A 16255-nucleotide genomic window follows, 5' to 3' on the forward strand; every position below is an offset into this window, starting at 1 on the left:
GACCTCGGAAGGAAAAATTTGAAAGCGGCGTTGTTAAAGAAAGACGTCCATACGGAAATAGATCGGTGCTTCACGCTCGATCACATCGGGACGTTCCAGGGAATGCGCAAAGGTCACTGAAGCCGCGACGTGCCGGCCTCGGGTAAACAGTTCGAACGAGTTGCTGGACAAGCGCCCATGCTGGTCACCGTTGTAACGGTCGTTGCGAATCACACCCTGGTCGTAACCGGCAGCCGCGCCATACTCGGCGAACATCGGGCGCAACCAGTCCAGCGTCACCGGACGGGTCAGACGCATTTCATTGCGCCAGTAGCCACCGCTGTCACCGGACAAAAATTCATCCTTGTAACCACGCACCGACGACGATCCGCCCAGGCTGGTGCGTTGCGAGCTGAACAGCACATCCTCGCTGCGCTGCCCGGTGGCAAGACTGGTGAAGCTCAGATTTTCGCCCCACAGATGAAAGGGATGCAGGTAGCTGAGGGTGCCGGTGTATTTGCGATAACGTGCATCCGCCTCACCCGGGCGAGGATCGTGGTTGCCTTGCGCGTCCAGAGCACCGATGCCTTGCTGCATGCCCAGATCGATGTTGACGAACGCCGAACCGACCCGCCGCCCGTGGTTGATGCCGAACTGCGCCTCAGTGATGCGATTGCTGCTGACCGCCAGCTTGCTGTCTTCGACATAATTGTTGGTGCGCAGCCAGGACAGACCGGCATTGAGCGAGGTCTTGCTCAGCGCGTCGCGATACACCACCCGCTCGGCCTTGAACTGGTGGTTCTGGCTGTCGCCGTCCTGCTTGAAGTTAATGTTCGAAGCCTGCGCCACCGAGCGATATTCGCTGGTGTTGTACAAGTAGCTGAACGTCCACCAGCCCCACGGCAGACTGTAGGCAAGCGAAGCGTTGCGCGAGGCTTTCTGCCGGTCGCTGATAGCATCGTGGCCGCCGCGCAAGCTGAACTGATCGGCCAGCCCCAACGGGTTGTCCCACTCAAGCCCGGCATTCCACTGCTGCTCACCGGTGCTGCGCTGGCCCTCATTGGTACGCGACAGGTTGGCACGCCACGGCTTTTGCGGAGTGTTCTTGACGACCACATCGCTGCCACCCACGACCTGGCCGGGGGTCAGTTCCATCTGCGCCTGATTGGACGGCAGACGATTGAGCTGATCGACCATCTGCTCGATTTCACGCAGGTTGACCATCTGGCCTTCCCTGCCGGGAAAAGTCATGGCCAGCTCACGTGTCGACAGGCCGCTGGCAGCATCGCCGCGCAGGTGCTCCAGCTTGCCCTCGATGACCAGCACTTGCAGGTCGCCGGTGGACAGGTCCTGTTGTGGCAGATAGGCCCGAGTCGTCACCAGGCCTTTTTCGAGGTAGTGATCGGTGATGACTTTCAGCAGCTCGTTGAGCTGCGCAACACCAAGACACTTGCCTTGATACGGCGCGGTCAGCGCGTCACGCTCGGCGGACGACAGCGAGTCGGCACCCTTGAGTTCGATACGATTGATGGTGAAGCAGCGGGTATCGGCAGGCGCGCTGGGGGCGACGGGTGCCGTTTGTTTGCTCGGCAGGTCTTTGAGCTCTTCAAGGCGACGGCGCTGCTCTTCAAGCAGGCGATCCTGACGGTCGCGGATAAGGTCTTGTTCACCTGGCGAACTGGCGGGGACAGTGGCTGCGAGCGAAGTAGCTGGCGCGATGGCGAGCAGGAGCAGCAAAGCCAGTCTGGGAACATGGGGATACACGGTGCGTCCTTGCAGTAGCATATTGATATCAAAAGGCGGGTAATACTAGATCGCCATCAATATGGCGTCAAATATTTGTATCGACCATGTATCCGTTTTGTTGAACTTTTTAACATTCAAATTGAGCAGCATTGATCATCGGCCGTGAGTTCGAGATCCGATGCTCAATATTGATCGGAGGCAGCGTACCTGCGCGATGTAGCATTAAGGTCATAATTAAATATAGGCAGGTGAACTAACCGCGATAGTGTCTGAAGCGGACTCGTGCCGGGGCTGAAGATGTACCAGGAAAATGACGGTGATCGTGGGCGACTGAGCGAAAGCATTGGCTGAGCCAACCCCTCTTTACCTCAGGAGAAGTGCGGCTTTCCTTTGTGCACTGCATCGAGTCCTTGCAGCCCCGTATCTGTTTGAAAGCGGGTCATCGGTTCAAAAAGCCTCCCGTGACATGCGCGGGAGGCTTCTCGGATCACGGTTGCCCGGACAACTTCATGATCATCCGCGACAGCAGATAGATTCGCGGTGCCACGCTGTCCACTTCGGCATACTCTTCGGGCGTATGGATATTGCCACCGACAATCCCGAAGCCATCCAGCGTTGGTGTACCCACGCTGGCAGACAGGCTTGAATCAGCCGCACCGCCGCTCCCCTCAATGGTCAGCTTACGGCCCAGTTCGCCGTAGATGCCTTGCGCCGTCGCGACCAATGCATCGGACTGCGCGGTTTGCGGCATCGGCGGCAGGCCACGGACCAGACTGGTCTTGACCTCCGTGTCAGGCACCAGCTTGTTGGCCGATACCCTGGCCAGGTCCTGTTCGACCCGATCAAACTCCTCCGGCACGGCTGCACGCACGTCGGCCTTGGCGCTGGCCTGATCAGGAATCACATTGGTGCGATCTCCCGCTTTGAGCACCGTGAAGTTGATGGTGGTTTTTTTCTCCTCGTCACCCAGCTTGCCGAGTTGCAGGATCTGATGTGCAACCTCGGTGGCAGCATTGCGTCCCAGTTCCGGCGCAACGCCCGCGTGCGATGCCTTGCCCTTGACGTCGACCAGTGCAGTTGCAGACCCCTTGCGCCACACCACCAGACCATCGGCCGGACGACCGGGCTCCAGGTTCAGCGTGACATCGTGCTCTTTCGCGGTCTTCTTGATCAGCTCGGTAGCGACACCTGAACCGGTTTCTTCACTGGCGTCGAGCAATACCGTGATCTGCGCGTAGTCGGTGAATTTCAGGTTGTGCAACACCTTCAATGCGTAGATGGCGGCCACGATGCCGCCCTTGTCATCCATGACGCCGGGGCCGTAGGCACGCCCCTCCTTGATATGAAAAGGACGCTCGGCCGCAGAACCTTCCTTGAACACGGTGTCCATGTGCGCCATCAGCAGAATCTTTGCCTTGCCGGTGCCTTTAAGGGTGGCAACCACGTGATTGCTGGCCTCTGGAGTATTGGGAACGAGCTCGATGGTTGCACCGAGCTGCTTGAGTTCCTCAATCGCGATGTCACTGACTTTGGTCAGACCCGGTACATACCCGGAACCTGAATCGATGTTCACCAGACGCTCCAGCAGTTTCAAGGCGTCGTCCTTGTAGTGCTCGGCATCGGCCTGGATCGCCTTGTGCGGTTCGGCCAGGGCCGCTGGTGCCAGAGCTGTCAACGCCAGCGCCAAGGCAAGTTGAGCGGCCAGTGGCGAGCGGGAGAATGAGCGCATGTTGTTCCGTCCTTGTGTTCGGTTGGTCGAGGTTTTCAGGACCATACCTTACACAAGCACCGGTCGTCATGAGTCAGCTCGCCGTGCGCCAGCGCTCGAACCGGTCAAACAGCAGCCCGTACAGAATCGGGATCAACCCAAGCGTGACCAACGTACCCAATGCAAGACCGCCCATGATGGTGATCGCCATACCTTCCCAGAGCGGGCCGGCAAAGAGCATCAATGGAATCAGCCCGATGATGCAGGTCAGTTTGGTCATCACGATCGGCCGTAACCGCTTGATCGCGGCGTTGACCACCGCGTCACGAACCGACAGCCCCAATCCGCGCTCAACCTCGATGCGTTCGAGCAGTAAAACCGCGTTGTTGACAATGATCCCCGCCAGCGACAGTAATCCGAAGGTTGCCATGAAGCCGAATGGATACCCGCTGAGCACCAGGGCCAGCGCCACGCCAATCAGCACAAAGGGCACACTGGAAATAACGATCAGCAACTTGCGAAACGAATTGAACTGCCAGACGAACAACAACAGCATCGCCACCAGTGCATGCGGCATGTACTGCAGCAGCGCCTGATTAGCCTCGGCCGAGTCCTCTATTTCGCCGCCCAGTTCAATGCGGTAACCCGCAGGCATGTTGAGCGTCGCAATGTTCGGTGCCAACTGCTCAATGATCGACGTGGCGGTCAGCGATGGATTGTGCCCGACCACCGTTATCGCGCGCTCCAGATTGCGGCGCTGAATGGTCGACGCTTCGGCCTCCGGCTCGACCGTGGCGATCGCCGACAACATCAACGGCGCAGCCCCGGAAGCCGGGTAAATCAGCGTGCTCTCCAGATCACTTACAGGCGTGGTCGGGGTGCCCTGTTCACGAGCCACAATCGCCACCGCAGTTTCACCATCCTGCAGCGATGACACAGACAAGCCATTGTTCCTGAGCTGCAGCGCCTGAGCGATGTCCTGAGTGGAAACACCGGCATGCAGCGCCTTGTACTGATCGACGACCACGTCATAGCGCAGCAAACGGGTGCGCCAGTCATCGTGGACGTCCAGCGTTCCCGGCAACGCCGACAAGGCCTGTTCGATTCTGCGGGCGATATTCCGTAGTACTTTTTCGTCAGGACCGATGACGCGGTAAACCGCAATCCCTGCCTCGGTGGTTCCCATCGAGAATCGTTTGGGCTGCGCTTCGATTTCGGGGTGCTGGGTCAGGATGAAATGCCGGGCTCGCTCGATCACCGCATCGAGATTGGCACCTTCGCGCACGCTGACGGTGAAGTAGGCGATGTTCGGCGCGGACAAAGGCGGATTGAGACCAAGAACGATTCTTGGCCCGCCATTGGCGACATAGCCGATGCTGTGTTTGACGTCCTGATCGCTGCTCAGCCACTGACTGATATCGCGCACGGCTTGTGAGGTGGCGCGTGAGCTGCTGCCAGGCTCCAGCACCAGCGGGATCTGGAACTGCATGCGGTCGGACTTGGGCAGAAAGTCGTAAGGCACCTGGGTCAGCACCACCACTGCAACGGCCAGCAACCCCGTCATGCTGGCGATGAAGATCAGGGAATGATTCAGCAGCCCCTCGATGATTTTTCGATAGCCACGGTAAAACACCGATGCATACTCATCGACATCATCGGTCGACTCGGCCATCGCTGGCGCCTTGGCGAAGTAAAAGCACAAGAGGGGCGTCACGGTGACACTGAGCAGCCACGAACTGATCAGCGTGGTAGCGAGCACGATCGCCAGCGAACGCAGGTACTCATTCGTGCTGGTCTGCCCCAGAAAGAATGGAGAAAACGCCAGCACGATGACCAGCGACGAGGTCAGCAAAGGGATCATCAACGTGCGCCCTGCTTCCTCGCAAGCCCGTCGCCGATCCTCCCCGGCATGCAGACGTCGCTCGATGTCCTCGGCGATGACAATCCCGTTGTCCACCAGCAAGCCCAGAGCCAGAATGATCGCGGCAATCGACACTGTCTGCAGCTCGATTCCCAGCGAGCGCATGACCAGCAGCGTACTGAGGATGGTAAGGGGCACAATCACCCCGACCACCAGGCCGGTACGCCAGCCCAGAAACAGCATGACAACACACATCACGATAACGACCGTTTCGGCCATAACGTGATACATCTTGCTCATCTCGTGCTGAACCACGCTGGACTGGAAAGTCACGATGTGCAAAGTGAAGCCGGCCGGAAGTTGCTGTTCCAGCTCTCCAAGTTTCTTGCGCAGCGCGGTGCCGAACGTTTGTACATTGAGGCCGGGCTGCATCGATACGGCCAGTACGACAGCATCCTGCCCTTGATAGATCGCCTCGGTTTCCAGCGGGTCGACGGGGCCCACCGATATCCGTGTCAGGTCATGCAGCGCTACCATCTGCCCGCCGGGCAATTGCACGGGAAACTGACGAAGCTGCTCAAGCGAAAGCACCTCGCCGCTGACCGAAAGAGTGGTGCTCTGCTGACCAATGACCGGGCTGCCTCCCGGTGCAATCAGGTTGCGATTTTGCAACTGCTGGAGCAACTGTTGAGGCGAAAGTCCGGCTGCTGCAAGTGTCTGGTGATCGAAGTCGAGGTAGATTCGCTCGTCCTGCAGACCATACAGCTCGACCTGATCGACGCCCTTGAGCTCATAGAGCTGATTGCGCAAGCGCTTTATCGGCGCACGCATCTCGCTCATGGAAAAACCTGGTGCCGTCAGCGCGACGGAAGCCACGGCCACGCGACCGAAATCGTCATCCACGAACGGCCCTTGGGTGCCCGGCGGAAACACTCCGCTGGTTTCGCCCACCTTCGCCCGAAGTCGTTGCCACAACAGCCCCAGGTCCTTGATGTTGTCATACGCGGTAACTTGCACAATCACCCGGCCGGGTTGGACCGTGGTGACCACATTCTTGATCTCGGCCAGTTCACGGATACGCTCCTCGAGCGGCCTGGCAAGCAGCTCTTCCGTGCGCTCTGCAGAGAGTCCGGCCAGAGACACGCTGACCAGTGCATCGCGAACAGTTACCGAAGGCTCTTCCTGAGAAGGAAAGCCCAAAAAGGTCGCCACGCCGGCCAGCAAAATCAGGCAGGCAGCAAACAGAGTCAGGCGGCTTGCGCCCATTGCGCGGTGGGTAAGGCTCATTGCGTGCCCCCGCTCAAGCGGGTGCCAGGCTCGAACAGCGTGACGGTCTGCCCGTCCTGCAGGAAAGCAGCACCGGCAGTGACCACCCGCTCACCCGCAACCAGACCGCCGGCGATCAGCGCCCGGCCATCCCTGATCCTGCCCAGCGAGACAGAGCGGATGGCCACTGTTCCGCCCGGCTGGTAGACAAACACCTCGGCCACATCGCTGCCGGTTCCCATCCACAACGCTTGAACCGGAACCGACAAGGGCTGTGTGCCGGCATCGGGATGCAACTGCACCAGCAGGGTGACGCCGCTGGGCAAGCGGCTGGCAGGCCGCAGCAGACGAAATACAGCCGTTCTGACCAGCCCGTCCTCGGCGCGGGGTGAGATGCCTTCAAGTGCCAGATCAAACCCTGAAGTGCCATCTGCCGTGCTGGAGGCTCTGGCCAGATCACCAGGTTTGAGCGTTTCGGCAAGCGCCAGCGGAACAGAAGCCACCACTTCCTGCCCGGCAGCGGATTCGATGTCCAGCACCACTTGCCCGGCGGGCAGCACGGTTCGCGGTTCTGCACGACGTGCAACCACTCGCCCGGCAAAGGGTGCGATCAACCGGGTGCGGTCCAGTTCGCGACGAGCCAGCGCCTGTTCGGCCTGCGCCCGGAGCTGCTCGGCCCGGGCCTGCTCGCTGGACGAGAGGGCCGACTCGACCACGCCCTGAGCAACGCTGCCTGCCGCGAGCAAACGCTTCTGACGTTGATAATCAAGCTCGCGCTCCACCGCATGAGCCTTGGCGAGGCGCAAACTGGCCTGGGCCTCTTGCAGGTGCAACTGCGCAGGCTGGGGATCGAGACTGGCCAGCAACTGGCCCTTTTCAACGCTGTCGCCGATGTCGACCCGCAGCTCGGTCAGGGAGCCTGCCGATTCGAAAGCCAGACTGGCGCGCTCCTGCTGCCGAACGGTGCCGATAAAGCGCACCGTGGCTCCCTCTCCCGCCCGTGCCGCTTCAACCTTGACGGCACGGATGGCCGTGACGCCGGGAGTATGTTTATCGCTGCACCCACTGACCATCAGGGCGATCAGGACGACACTGCAAGCGTGTGAAACACATCGCTGCACAGCAGGAAACGCATCAGAATGGAATCGCATGACAGGCCTCATCCCGTTAGAACGCGTAATTCAAAGCAATCAGGCCGCTGCCCTCGGCATCAGTCTCGACCAGCGGGCTGCCACGGGTCTGATCGGTGTAGTGAGTCACGCCGACGCTTGCAACGGTCGACCAGTGGGCGTCAAAGGTGTGCTGCCAGGCGAGCGCAGCCGAGTACGCGTAAATCCCGCTGTCTGCGGTAAATCTGGAAAACCCGGTGCGCTGGCTCTGGAGCGGGCTCACACCGAAATAGGTCTGGTTGTAACGACCATCACCGGCATGCGCATCGATATCGAGCGTCACGGTATCGGTCTGGCTGTGGTAGGCGATGCCTTCAAAACCCAAGCGGTAGCGGTTACCGCGCTTTTCGCCAGCCACCCGCAATTCTGCCTCGGCACTGGCCGACAACCACGGCGTGAGCTGCTGAGAGATCATGAAATCGCCGACGGTCGCGCCCTTGACGGTGCCCATCCCTCTCAGTTCGTTGGAGCCAGGGCGGTTTGTACTGTTTTTCTCGGTACGGCCAAAGTCGTAGTTCAGTGCAGCGCTGGCACCGAACCCCGAATCCGACTGCCACTGCAGCCCCACCCCACGAGCGGTATCAGCGAAAAAGATGCCGCGCTGGATCGTGACCATCGGCAGCACCTGACTGCGGTATTCATCAGCGCCCATATAGCGAGGCAGTACCGCCATGCCGAGACCGAAATTGACGTTGAAGCTGTCGCCGAGCATCGACTGACTTTCAGTAGATGCACTGTCTTGGGCACAAGCCTGACCGACCAGTGTCATCGCCGCAGAGGCGATCAACACGGTAAGCGCAGGTTTGAGCAGGGCGCTACGTGCATGAGGACGAGAGATTTCATGGCTCATGGTGATACTCCGGTTTCATTCAGGATTGGGGTGGGTTTGCCGGTTGTGCTCCGCGAAGCACTTGAAAAAGATCGATACGGTTTTGCTGCAGCTCATTGAGGGACTTGCGCCCGGCTGCGTCGGCTTCGGCGATGCGGATGGTGGACGCCAGCAATGCTGTACGTTCGGCCGCACCCGCATTGAGCTCGAAAGACAGGCGCCGCACTTTTTCCTGAACCAGCGCGACGCGCTCGATATCGTTGCGGACATGGCCCAAGGCCTGCTGGCGACGGCTCAGCACACCGGCCATCTCACGAAAAGCGTTCTGAATGGCTTTTTCATACTCGGCGACCGCGATCTGTTGCCGCACACGCGCAAGGTCCAGGTTGGCCTGATTGCGTCCACCGTCGAATAACGGCAGATTCAATTGCGGGGTGAACAACCAGGCACCGCTGCCGCTGCTGAACAATGTGCGCAGGCTGTCGCTCTGGAGGCCTGCGCCGGTGCTGAGCTTTATGGATGGAAAGAACGCTGCGCGGGCGGCCCCGATGTTGGCATTGCTGGCTTTGAGCGCTTCTTCATGCTGACGGATATCAAAACGTTCCAGCAGACGCCGAGATGGCAGATTCGACAACCAGTCTGGCGTGTCGACCAGCGCAGCGGTCAGTACAGGCGTGTCCGGCGTGGTGGTCGGCAACGCCGTCGAGTAGCCGGTAAGCAACAGCAGCGCCTGCGAGGCGTTGGCGTGACCGCTTACGGCATCCTGCTCCTGCTGCTGCGCAGTCAGCGTGTCAAGGCGCTGCACCATGAGATCGTCCAGCGAAATGGCACCTTGACGCTGCTGCTCTTCGGCCGCTTTCAGTAACATCAATCGGGCATCATGAACGGTCTGCGCATCCTGCTGCACGGCGGCGGCCAGACGTTCGGCCAGCCAGGCACGCGCCACTTCCGCAACCAGCGCACTGCGCGCCGCCTGCTGGCCGTACGTGCTGGCCAGATAGTCATGACGCGCGGCGTCGGAAAGGCTGCGCAAGCGCCCGAAGAAATCCAGTTCAAAATCAGAAATGCCCACCGAGGCAATAGAGATGTCCTGGCCATATCGCTCGTCGGCGGCAGCATTATCGAAGTGCTGACGGTCACGCTCCACGCCTGCTGCAATCGTTGGAAAACGACCGGCTCGAGCTATGCCGCGCATGGCCCTGGCCTCTTCGACCCGTAGCACCGCCACGCGAAAATCCCGATTGAACGTCAGGGCTGACTGCAGCAGAGCCCGCAATTCACCCTGCGGCGACAGTTCGGAAACAAGCGCCTCTTCGTCGCCGGTCAGCGCGATGGCAGCGGACGTCTCGCGTGCCGGTACGACCCCGGAAAGCTGGTCGGCAGGAACCGGCAGTGCCGGGCGCTGATACGCAGGAGCCAGCGAGCAACCCGAAAAAACCAGGTTCGCCAGCATAGCCAGGCAACAGCATCCGAGGTTGCGGATACGCTTGGACAGCGGTGTACTCATCAGCATAGGATCTGTCCGCGACAGTGGGCACTGGACGTAATCCTGAACGTCGACTTTCAATAAACCGTTCGTGAATTATCAAGATTTGATCAAGAGGAATTCTTGTGTCAGGAAAACGCATTCTGATCGTCGAAGACGACGCCGACAGCGCCAGCATTCTCGAGGCTTACCTGCGTCGTGACGGCTTCAGCGTAGGGCTGGCCGAAAACGGGCAGCGCGGTATCGATATGCATCGCCAGTGGAAACCCGACCTGATTCTGCTGGACGTCATGCTGCCGCTGGTCAGTGGTACAGACGTGCTGTCAGCGGTGCGCCGTTGCAGCGATACACCGGTGATCATGGTCACCGCCATGGGCGACGAACCGGAAAAGCTCGGCGCGTTGCGTTACGGGGCCGACGATTACGTGGTCAAGCCCTATAACCCCAAGGAAGTGGTGGCCCGCGTGCACGCGGTCCTGCGGCGCTCGCAGCAGAACGGCAACAATGACCGTCACTTGCGCTACCAGAACCTGCTGGTGGACCTGGATGCAGTCACCGCCATCATTGAAGGGCTCGACAGCGCAGACACACTGCTCGACCTGACGCCCACCGAGTTCAAGATACTGTCGACCTTGCTGAAAACCCCTTCCAAGGCCTTCACCCGCGAAGAGCTGTTGGAAATCTGCCTGCCCGACAGCGAAGCGCTGGCCAGGGTTGTCGATGCGCACGTCCATAACCTGCGTCGCAAACTCGAAATTCATGGTGTGGACAATGTGCTGGTGACGGTCCGCTCTGTCGGCTATCGATTCAGGTGAAGCCCATGCGACGCTTTTTCAGACACAGGCAGAAACCGCTATGGCACTGGGTCGGCATGCGCATGAGCATGCTGGCCGTGGGCGCAGTGATCATCATTGCGTTCTGCATGTGGTTGCATGTCACGGTATCTGACTGGCTCACATTGCAGGCAATGCCAGCCGAGGTGCGCATGGAATTCATGCGGCTGCAGGCCGAACCTGCCATGGACATGGTCAAGCTTCGCGAGCTGTTCTTCGAGTATTACCCGATCGAGAACCTGTTGCCGGGCATTGCCAACAAGGAATGGTGGGTGTTGGCAGCGCTGGTAATGATAGCCATCCCGATCATCATATTTTTCGGTTTTCTGTTCTCCCGCCCGCTTTCCAGCCAGTTCTCCTCGATTGCCAGAGGCGCACGTCAGGTGGCTCAGGGCGACTTCAAGACACGCCTGCCGATGAGCGCCAAAGACCCGGACGAATTGCAGGCGCTGGTCAGCGACTTCAACACCATGACCACCCAACTGGGCCGTTACGAACTGGAGGTCAGTGAATCCAGCGCGATGATTGCTCACGAACTGCGCACGCCGCTGAACGCCGCCATGGGGCGCATACAAGGCATGATCGATGAGGTGTTCCCACGCGATCTGACACAACTGCAAATGGTCCACCGACAGCTCGACCAACTGAACAAGCTGGTGAGTGATCTGCACCTTCTTTCGCTGGCCAGCGCCGGTCAGTTGACCCTGGACAAAACCGTATTTTCTCTGGAAAAACTGGTCGCCGAGCGTATCGGCTGGTTTGCCACACAGCTCGATGAGGCAGGCGTTATCGTGACAATCGACATTCCCCAGAGACTGACCGTCACCGCAGACCGCGACCGAATGGGTCAGGTGGTCAATATTCTCGTCGATAACGTACTGCGTTACTCGGCGATGGGCGGTGAACTGCTGATCGTCGGCAGAGCCAGCGCACGAAGCATGGAGCTGACCGTCTCGGACCGCGGGCCTGGCTTCGGCTCGGAGAACCTTGAACAGGTATTCGACCGGTTCTGGCGCGCCGAACGTTCCCGGGCGCGCTATTCCGGAGGCAGCGGACTGGGTCTGTCCATTGCCCGGGCCATTTGCCTTGAGCATGACGGCACTATCGGAGTGCGCAACAGGCCTGGCGGCGGATCGGTAATCCGTCTGGAGATCCCGGCCTGATCCTGCTCGAGTGGTCTTGCAAATCAATGCCCCATCAACGAATCGATGCGCTCCGGTTTATCGTGCACGCCAAACCGGTCCACGAGCGTGGCCGTCGCCTGGTTCATGCCGACAACGTCCACACTGATACCCGCCCTCCTCAGCTTGAGCACAACCTTGTCGAGCGCGGCAACTGCAGTGATGTCCCAGAAATGCGCCTCGCGCAGATCAATGGCGAGTGTTTCGACGTTTTCGCGCAGGTCGAAGGACGCCATGAAGCGCTCGGCAGACGCGAAGAACACCTGACCGGTTACGTAATAAGTGCGGTGGCTGTGCTCGAGATCGCGGCGCGAAGTGACGTCGAGATAACGGCCGATCTTGCTGGCAAAGAACATGGCGGCCAGCAGAGACCCGACCAGCACGCCATAGGCAAGGTTATGGGTGGCCACCACTACGATCACCGTCACGACCATCACAATATTGGTCGAGAGCGGGTACTGTTTGAGGTTGCGGATCGACTCCCAACTGAACGTACTGATCGAGACCATGATCATCACCGCTACCAGCGCAGCCATTGGAATACGCGCCAGCCAGTCGCCCAGAAACAGCATCATGATCAACAGCAGCAAGCCCGCGCTGAGGGTCGAGAGTCGTGTTCTACCCCCCGACTTCACGTTGATCATTGATTGGCCGATCATCGCGCAACCGGCCATGCCGCCGATCAGACCACTGGCGATATTGGCGATGCCCTGCCCTTTGCACTCACGATTCCTGTCACTGTCGGTATCGGTCAGATCATCGACAATGGTTGCGGTCATCATCGACTCAAGCAGGCCCACCACCGCCAGGGCCGCGGAATACGGCAGTATGATCAACAGCGTGTCGAGATTCAGCGCAACGTCCGGCCACATGAAGATTGGCAGACTGTCAGGCAGCGCGCCCATGTCGCCCACCGTACGTACATCCATCCCCATGTAAATGGACATTGCCGTGAGCAGCAGAATGCACACCAGCGGCGACGGCAGCAGCTTGCCCAGCAACGGCACGCGCGGGAACAGATAGATAATCGCCAGGCCCGCCGCCGTCATGGCATAGACCGGCCAGGTTACATGGGTCAGCTCTGGCAGTTGGGCCATGAAAATCAGAATCGCCAGCGCGTTCACAAAGCCGGTCACGACTGATCGCGAAACAAAGCGCATCAGCTCTCCGAGGCGCAAATACCCCGCAACAATCTGTAGTACGCCGCACAGTAACGTGGCGGCCAGCAAATACTGAAGACCATGCTCTTTGACCAGATTGACCATCAGCAAGGCCATCGCACCTGTGGCAGCAGAAATCATTGCCGGGCGACCGCCCACGAAAGCGATGACCACACAGATACAGAACGAGGCGTAAAGCCCGACTTTCGGGTCTACGCCCGTGATGATGGAGAACGCGATAGCCTCTGGAATCAGGGCCAGTGCAACGACAAGCCCGGCGAGAACATCGGCCCGGACGCTGGAAAACCACGTAGCTTTGATTTTTTCGAGCATGGAAATACCTGTGTCGAACACAGCGGGACGCGCAGCAGCGAATGCCGGACGTACGTGTGCATCGGTTTTCGAATGAGTAGTGATGGCGGTGGCGGCGACCGTGAAACGGACACAGCAACAAGCGACCGCAGACGGCGGCAGTCAGGGTGTAGCGAGGGGCGAAGCGCTAAGGCGGCGTAGGCAGCCAGTTGGAAAGGGACAAGCGTTTTTCCTTCGATGGGTCGCAGGACATGGGCATGATAGCCCCGACCGTTTGAGGGGTTCAAGACTCAAACACCCGCATCGCAGCGTCGAGAACCGAAGCGCCCGCCCGCGCAGTGGCCTGCCTGAAGAGGCTGATATGCATTTTTCCGGATGACCTGCCTCTGTTTGCGAGGCCTGTTTTCACTCATGATAGGCGCGTCGTCTACCCAGAAGCCTGCCATGAAACGCTACGAAAAATTCGCTGCCGATATTGCGGAAATGATTCGCAGCGGTGTTCTGCCCGCTGGCGAAAAAGTCCCATCCGTCAGGGTCGCGAGCCGTACCTGGTCAGTCAGCCCTGCAACAGTCTTCAAAGCGTATTACCTGCTCGAAGACAAGGGCCTGATTCAGGCCCGTGCACGCTCCGGGTATTACGTGCGCGAGCACGCTGCCAATGCGCTGATCGAACCTGAACTGGTCAGCCATGTCAGCGAAGGCACCGAACTGGGCGTCAGCGACCTGATCTTTTCAGTGCTCGGCTCGCTCAAGAACCCGGACACCGTTCCTTTTGGCTCGGCGTTTCCCAGCCCGCATCTGTATCCGCTGGCGAGCCTGGCAAAGTCGATGGCTTCAGCAGTGCGTTCACTGACGCCAGTGGGCATTGTCAGCGACATGACCACCGGGAACTCCGAGCTGCGCCGACAGATCGCCCTGCGTTACATGATCAGCGGCGTACGCCTGCCCGCCGACGAGCTGGTGATCACCAATGGCGCGATGGAAGCCCTGAATCTCTGCCTGCAATGCGTCACCGAACCTGGCGACCTGGTCGCCATCGAAGCGCCCGCGTTCTACGCCTGCCTGCAAGTGCTGGAACGACTCAAACTCAAAGCCGTCGAGATCCCCGTGCACCCGCGTGATGGCGTGGATCTGGATTCTTTGCAGGACAGCCTGACACGTTTGCCGATAAAGGCTTGCTGGTTCATGAGCAGCTTCCAGAACCCGTTGGGCGCGAGCATGACCCAAGAGAAGAAAGTCAGGCTCTACGACTTGCTGGAGCAGCAGCAAATACCGCTGATCGAGGACGATGTGTACGCCGAGCTGTATTACGGTGCCACAGCTCCCCGTCCGGTCAAAAGCCTGGATCGCAGCGGGCTGGTGATGCATTGCAGTTCATTTTCCAAGACCCTCGCGCCCGGCTACCGCGTGGGTTGGGTGGCAGGCGGGCGTTACACCGAACAGATTGACCGTCTGAAACTCATGACCACGATATCGCCCTCGGTTCCGGCCCAGGCTGCGATAGCCGATTACCTCAAACACGGTGGCTACGATCGGCATTTGCGCAAATTGCGCGACACCCTCGAACTGCAACAGGGCGCGATGCTGGCCGCTGCGGCTCGCTATTTCCCGGCAGCGACACGCGTCACCCGGCCCGCTGGCGGTTATTTTCTGTGGTTCGAATTCCCCGAGCAGGTGGACTCGCTGCAGGTGTTCCAGATGGCCCTAGCCCAAGGCATCAGCCTGGCACCCGGCCCGATATTCTCGGCCTCGCAGCGCTTCAAGAATTGCGCACGTCTGAACTACGGCACGCCCTGGGATGAACGCAGCGAGCAGGCGATGGCGGTGCTTGGACGAATCATCGCGTCATTCTGAGTTATCCACTCTCGGCTGCGGCGTATCTGATCCGTATTTTTAAGCTATTTCTGAATCTGTACCAGAATCTACCTGCGCAGGATAATGGCCACGCATTAAAACGCGCAGGACAACCGCCAGCAGCCGGAACCTGCGACTCGTTACAGACAGATCAATCAGCAGGAGACGCTCATGGGCAAGCTCGGACTTTCATTGATAGGTTTTTTGTTGTTGGCGATTGCGGTGGGCTTGCTAGGGACTATTTCGCCGTATTGAGCAGTAATCATCGTCGGCAAGCTCATCGTTCACGGCCATGCATACGATGCAAAAACGGCATTCAACAGCAGCGCGCCGATCCTGCACGCGGGAGTTGCCGGCAGTGGCCTGACTGGCCCTGCATTCTTTAGGCAATGGATATCCAAGCTGAAATGAATGAGCTTCAAAACCAAAAAACCCGCCAGAAGGCGGGTTTTTGGTTTTTTCAGATGCTTTCGAACGGCCTCTGAAACGGTATATGGCTCCACGACCTGGACTCGAACCAGGGACCCAGTGATTAACAGTCACTTGCTCTACCAACTGAGCTATCGCGGAATGAGCGCTATGTTACTGATTAGGAAAAGGAAGTCAAGCAAGGGCTGAAAAAATTTCGGCGCTGCGGCTTGCGCGCGCCCAGCGTGACGAACACGTCTCAAGATGGCCATAGAACGGGCTTCTGCCCGGAGGCCGTAGGAGTTTCAGGAGGTTACGACGGCTACGATGGGCTTCGAGCGGCCCCAAACAGGTCCACTCGGTTGTACTGGATGTACCCGCATGCAACGGTTTTGCTGCCGGTTCCCGGCAGATCGCGGACAAGTCCGCTCCTACGGCCTTCGGCCAGAAGCCAGAAGCCAGA

10 protein-coding genes and 1 tRNA gene are annotated in these 16255 nt (G+C 59.3%); 3 read left to right on the forward strand and 8 right to left on the reverse strand.

From position 1 onward, the window contains the following. Nucleotides 1-33 precede the first annotated feature (33 nt). The 6 genes from ALO80_RS04925 to ALO80_RS04950 all read right to left on the reverse strand — a co-directional run bounded on the left by ALO80_RS04925 (nucleotide 34) and on the right by ALO80_RS04950 (nucleotide 10071). The gene (locus tag ALO80_RS04925; RefSeq protein ID WP_055008162.1) at nucleotides 34-1743 is read right to left on the reverse strand and encodes a ShlB/FhaC/HecB family hemolysin secretion/activation protein; all 1710 of its coding nucleotides are present in this window, start codon (nucleotides 1741-1743) and stop codon (nucleotides 34-36) included. 469 nt (nucleotides 1744-2212) lie between these two features. Continuing rightward, nucleotides 2213-3454: a M20/M25/M40 family metallo-hydrolase gene (locus ALO80_RS04930; RefSeq protein WP_054985477.1), complete on the reverse strand. Its 1242-nt coding sequence runs from the start codon at nucleotides 3452-3454 to the stop codon at nucleotides 2213-2215. A gap of 73 nt (nucleotides 3455-3527) precedes the next feature. Beyond that, nucleotides 3528-6581 carry an efflux RND transporter permease subunit gene (locus ALO80_RS04935; RefSeq protein WP_055008153.1) on the reverse strand — a complete coding sequence of 1018 codons (3054 nt, stop codon included), beginning with the start codon at nucleotides 6579-6581 and terminating at the stop codon, nucleotides 3528-3530. Continuing rightward, a complete protein-coding gene (locus ALO80_RS04940) occupies nucleotides 6578-7645 on the reverse strand; it encodes an efflux RND transporter periplasmic adaptor subunit (RefSeq protein WP_055008163.1) in 1068 nt (355 codons plus the stop codon). The genes ALO80_RS04935 and ALO80_RS04940 overlap by 4 nt, the downstream gene beginning before the upstream one ends. Before the next feature lie 82 nt (nucleotides 7646-7727). Beyond that, nucleotides 7728-8579, reverse strand: a complete 852-nt coding sequence (locus ALO80_RS04945) for a MipA/OmpV family protein (protein WP_054985479.1) — start codon at nucleotides 8577-8579, stop codon at nucleotides 7728-7730. A gap of 19 nt (nucleotides 8580-8598) precedes the next feature. Then, on the reverse strand, nucleotides 8599-10071 hold the full coding sequence (locus tag ALO80_RS04950; protein WP_055008154.1) for an efflux transporter outer membrane subunit: 1473 nt from the start codon (nucleotides 10069-10071) through the stop codon (nucleotides 8599-8601). 98 nt (nucleotides 10072-10169) lie between these two features. On the opposite strand from ALO80_RS04950, the gene ALO80_RS04955 reads away from it, so the two are divergent. Both ALO80_RS04955 and ALO80_RS04960 read left to right on the forward strand, forming a co-directional pair. Beyond that, entirely contained in the window at nucleotides 10170-10859 is a 690-nt protein-coding gene (locus ALO80_RS04955; RefSeq protein ID WP_054985481.1) for a response regulator, read from the forward strand. A gap of 5 nt (nucleotides 10860-10864) precedes the next feature. After that, entirely contained in the window at nucleotides 10865-12040 is a 1176-nt protein-coding gene (locus ALO80_RS04960) for a sensor histidine kinase (protein WP_055005150.1), read from the forward strand. A gap of 23 nt (nucleotides 12041-12063) precedes the next feature. Here ALO80_RS04960 and ALO80_RS04965 read toward each other — a convergent pair whose 3' ends face one another. Then, complete coding sequence (locus ALO80_RS04965; protein ID WP_055008155.1) at nucleotides 12064-13551, reverse strand: SulP family inorganic anion transporter; 1488 nt, start codon at nucleotides 13549-13551, stop codon at nucleotides 12064-12066. Nucleotides 13552-13974: 423 nt separating this feature from the next. On the opposite strand from ALO80_RS04965, the gene mapR reads away from it, so the two are divergent. Beyond that, a complete protein-coding gene (gene mapR / locus ALO80_RS04970; RefSeq protein WP_055008156.1) occupies nucleotides 13975-15384 on the forward strand; it encodes a GntR family transcriptional regulator MpaR in 1410 nt (469 codons plus the stop codon). Nucleotides 15385-15878: 494 nt separating this feature from the next. Here the strand turns inward: mapR and ALO80_RS04975 are convergent. Continuing rightward, a tRNA-Asn gene (locus ALO80_RS04975) sits at nucleotides 15879-15954 on the reverse strand. Between the last annotated feature and the right edge of the window lie 301 nt (nucleotides 15955-16255).

The sequence above is a fragment of the Pseudomonas caricapapayae genome (assembly GCF_001400735.1).
GTDB lineage: Bacteria > Pseudomonadota > Gammaproteobacteria > Pseudomonadales > Pseudomonadaceae > Aquipseudomonas > Aquipseudomonas caricapapayae.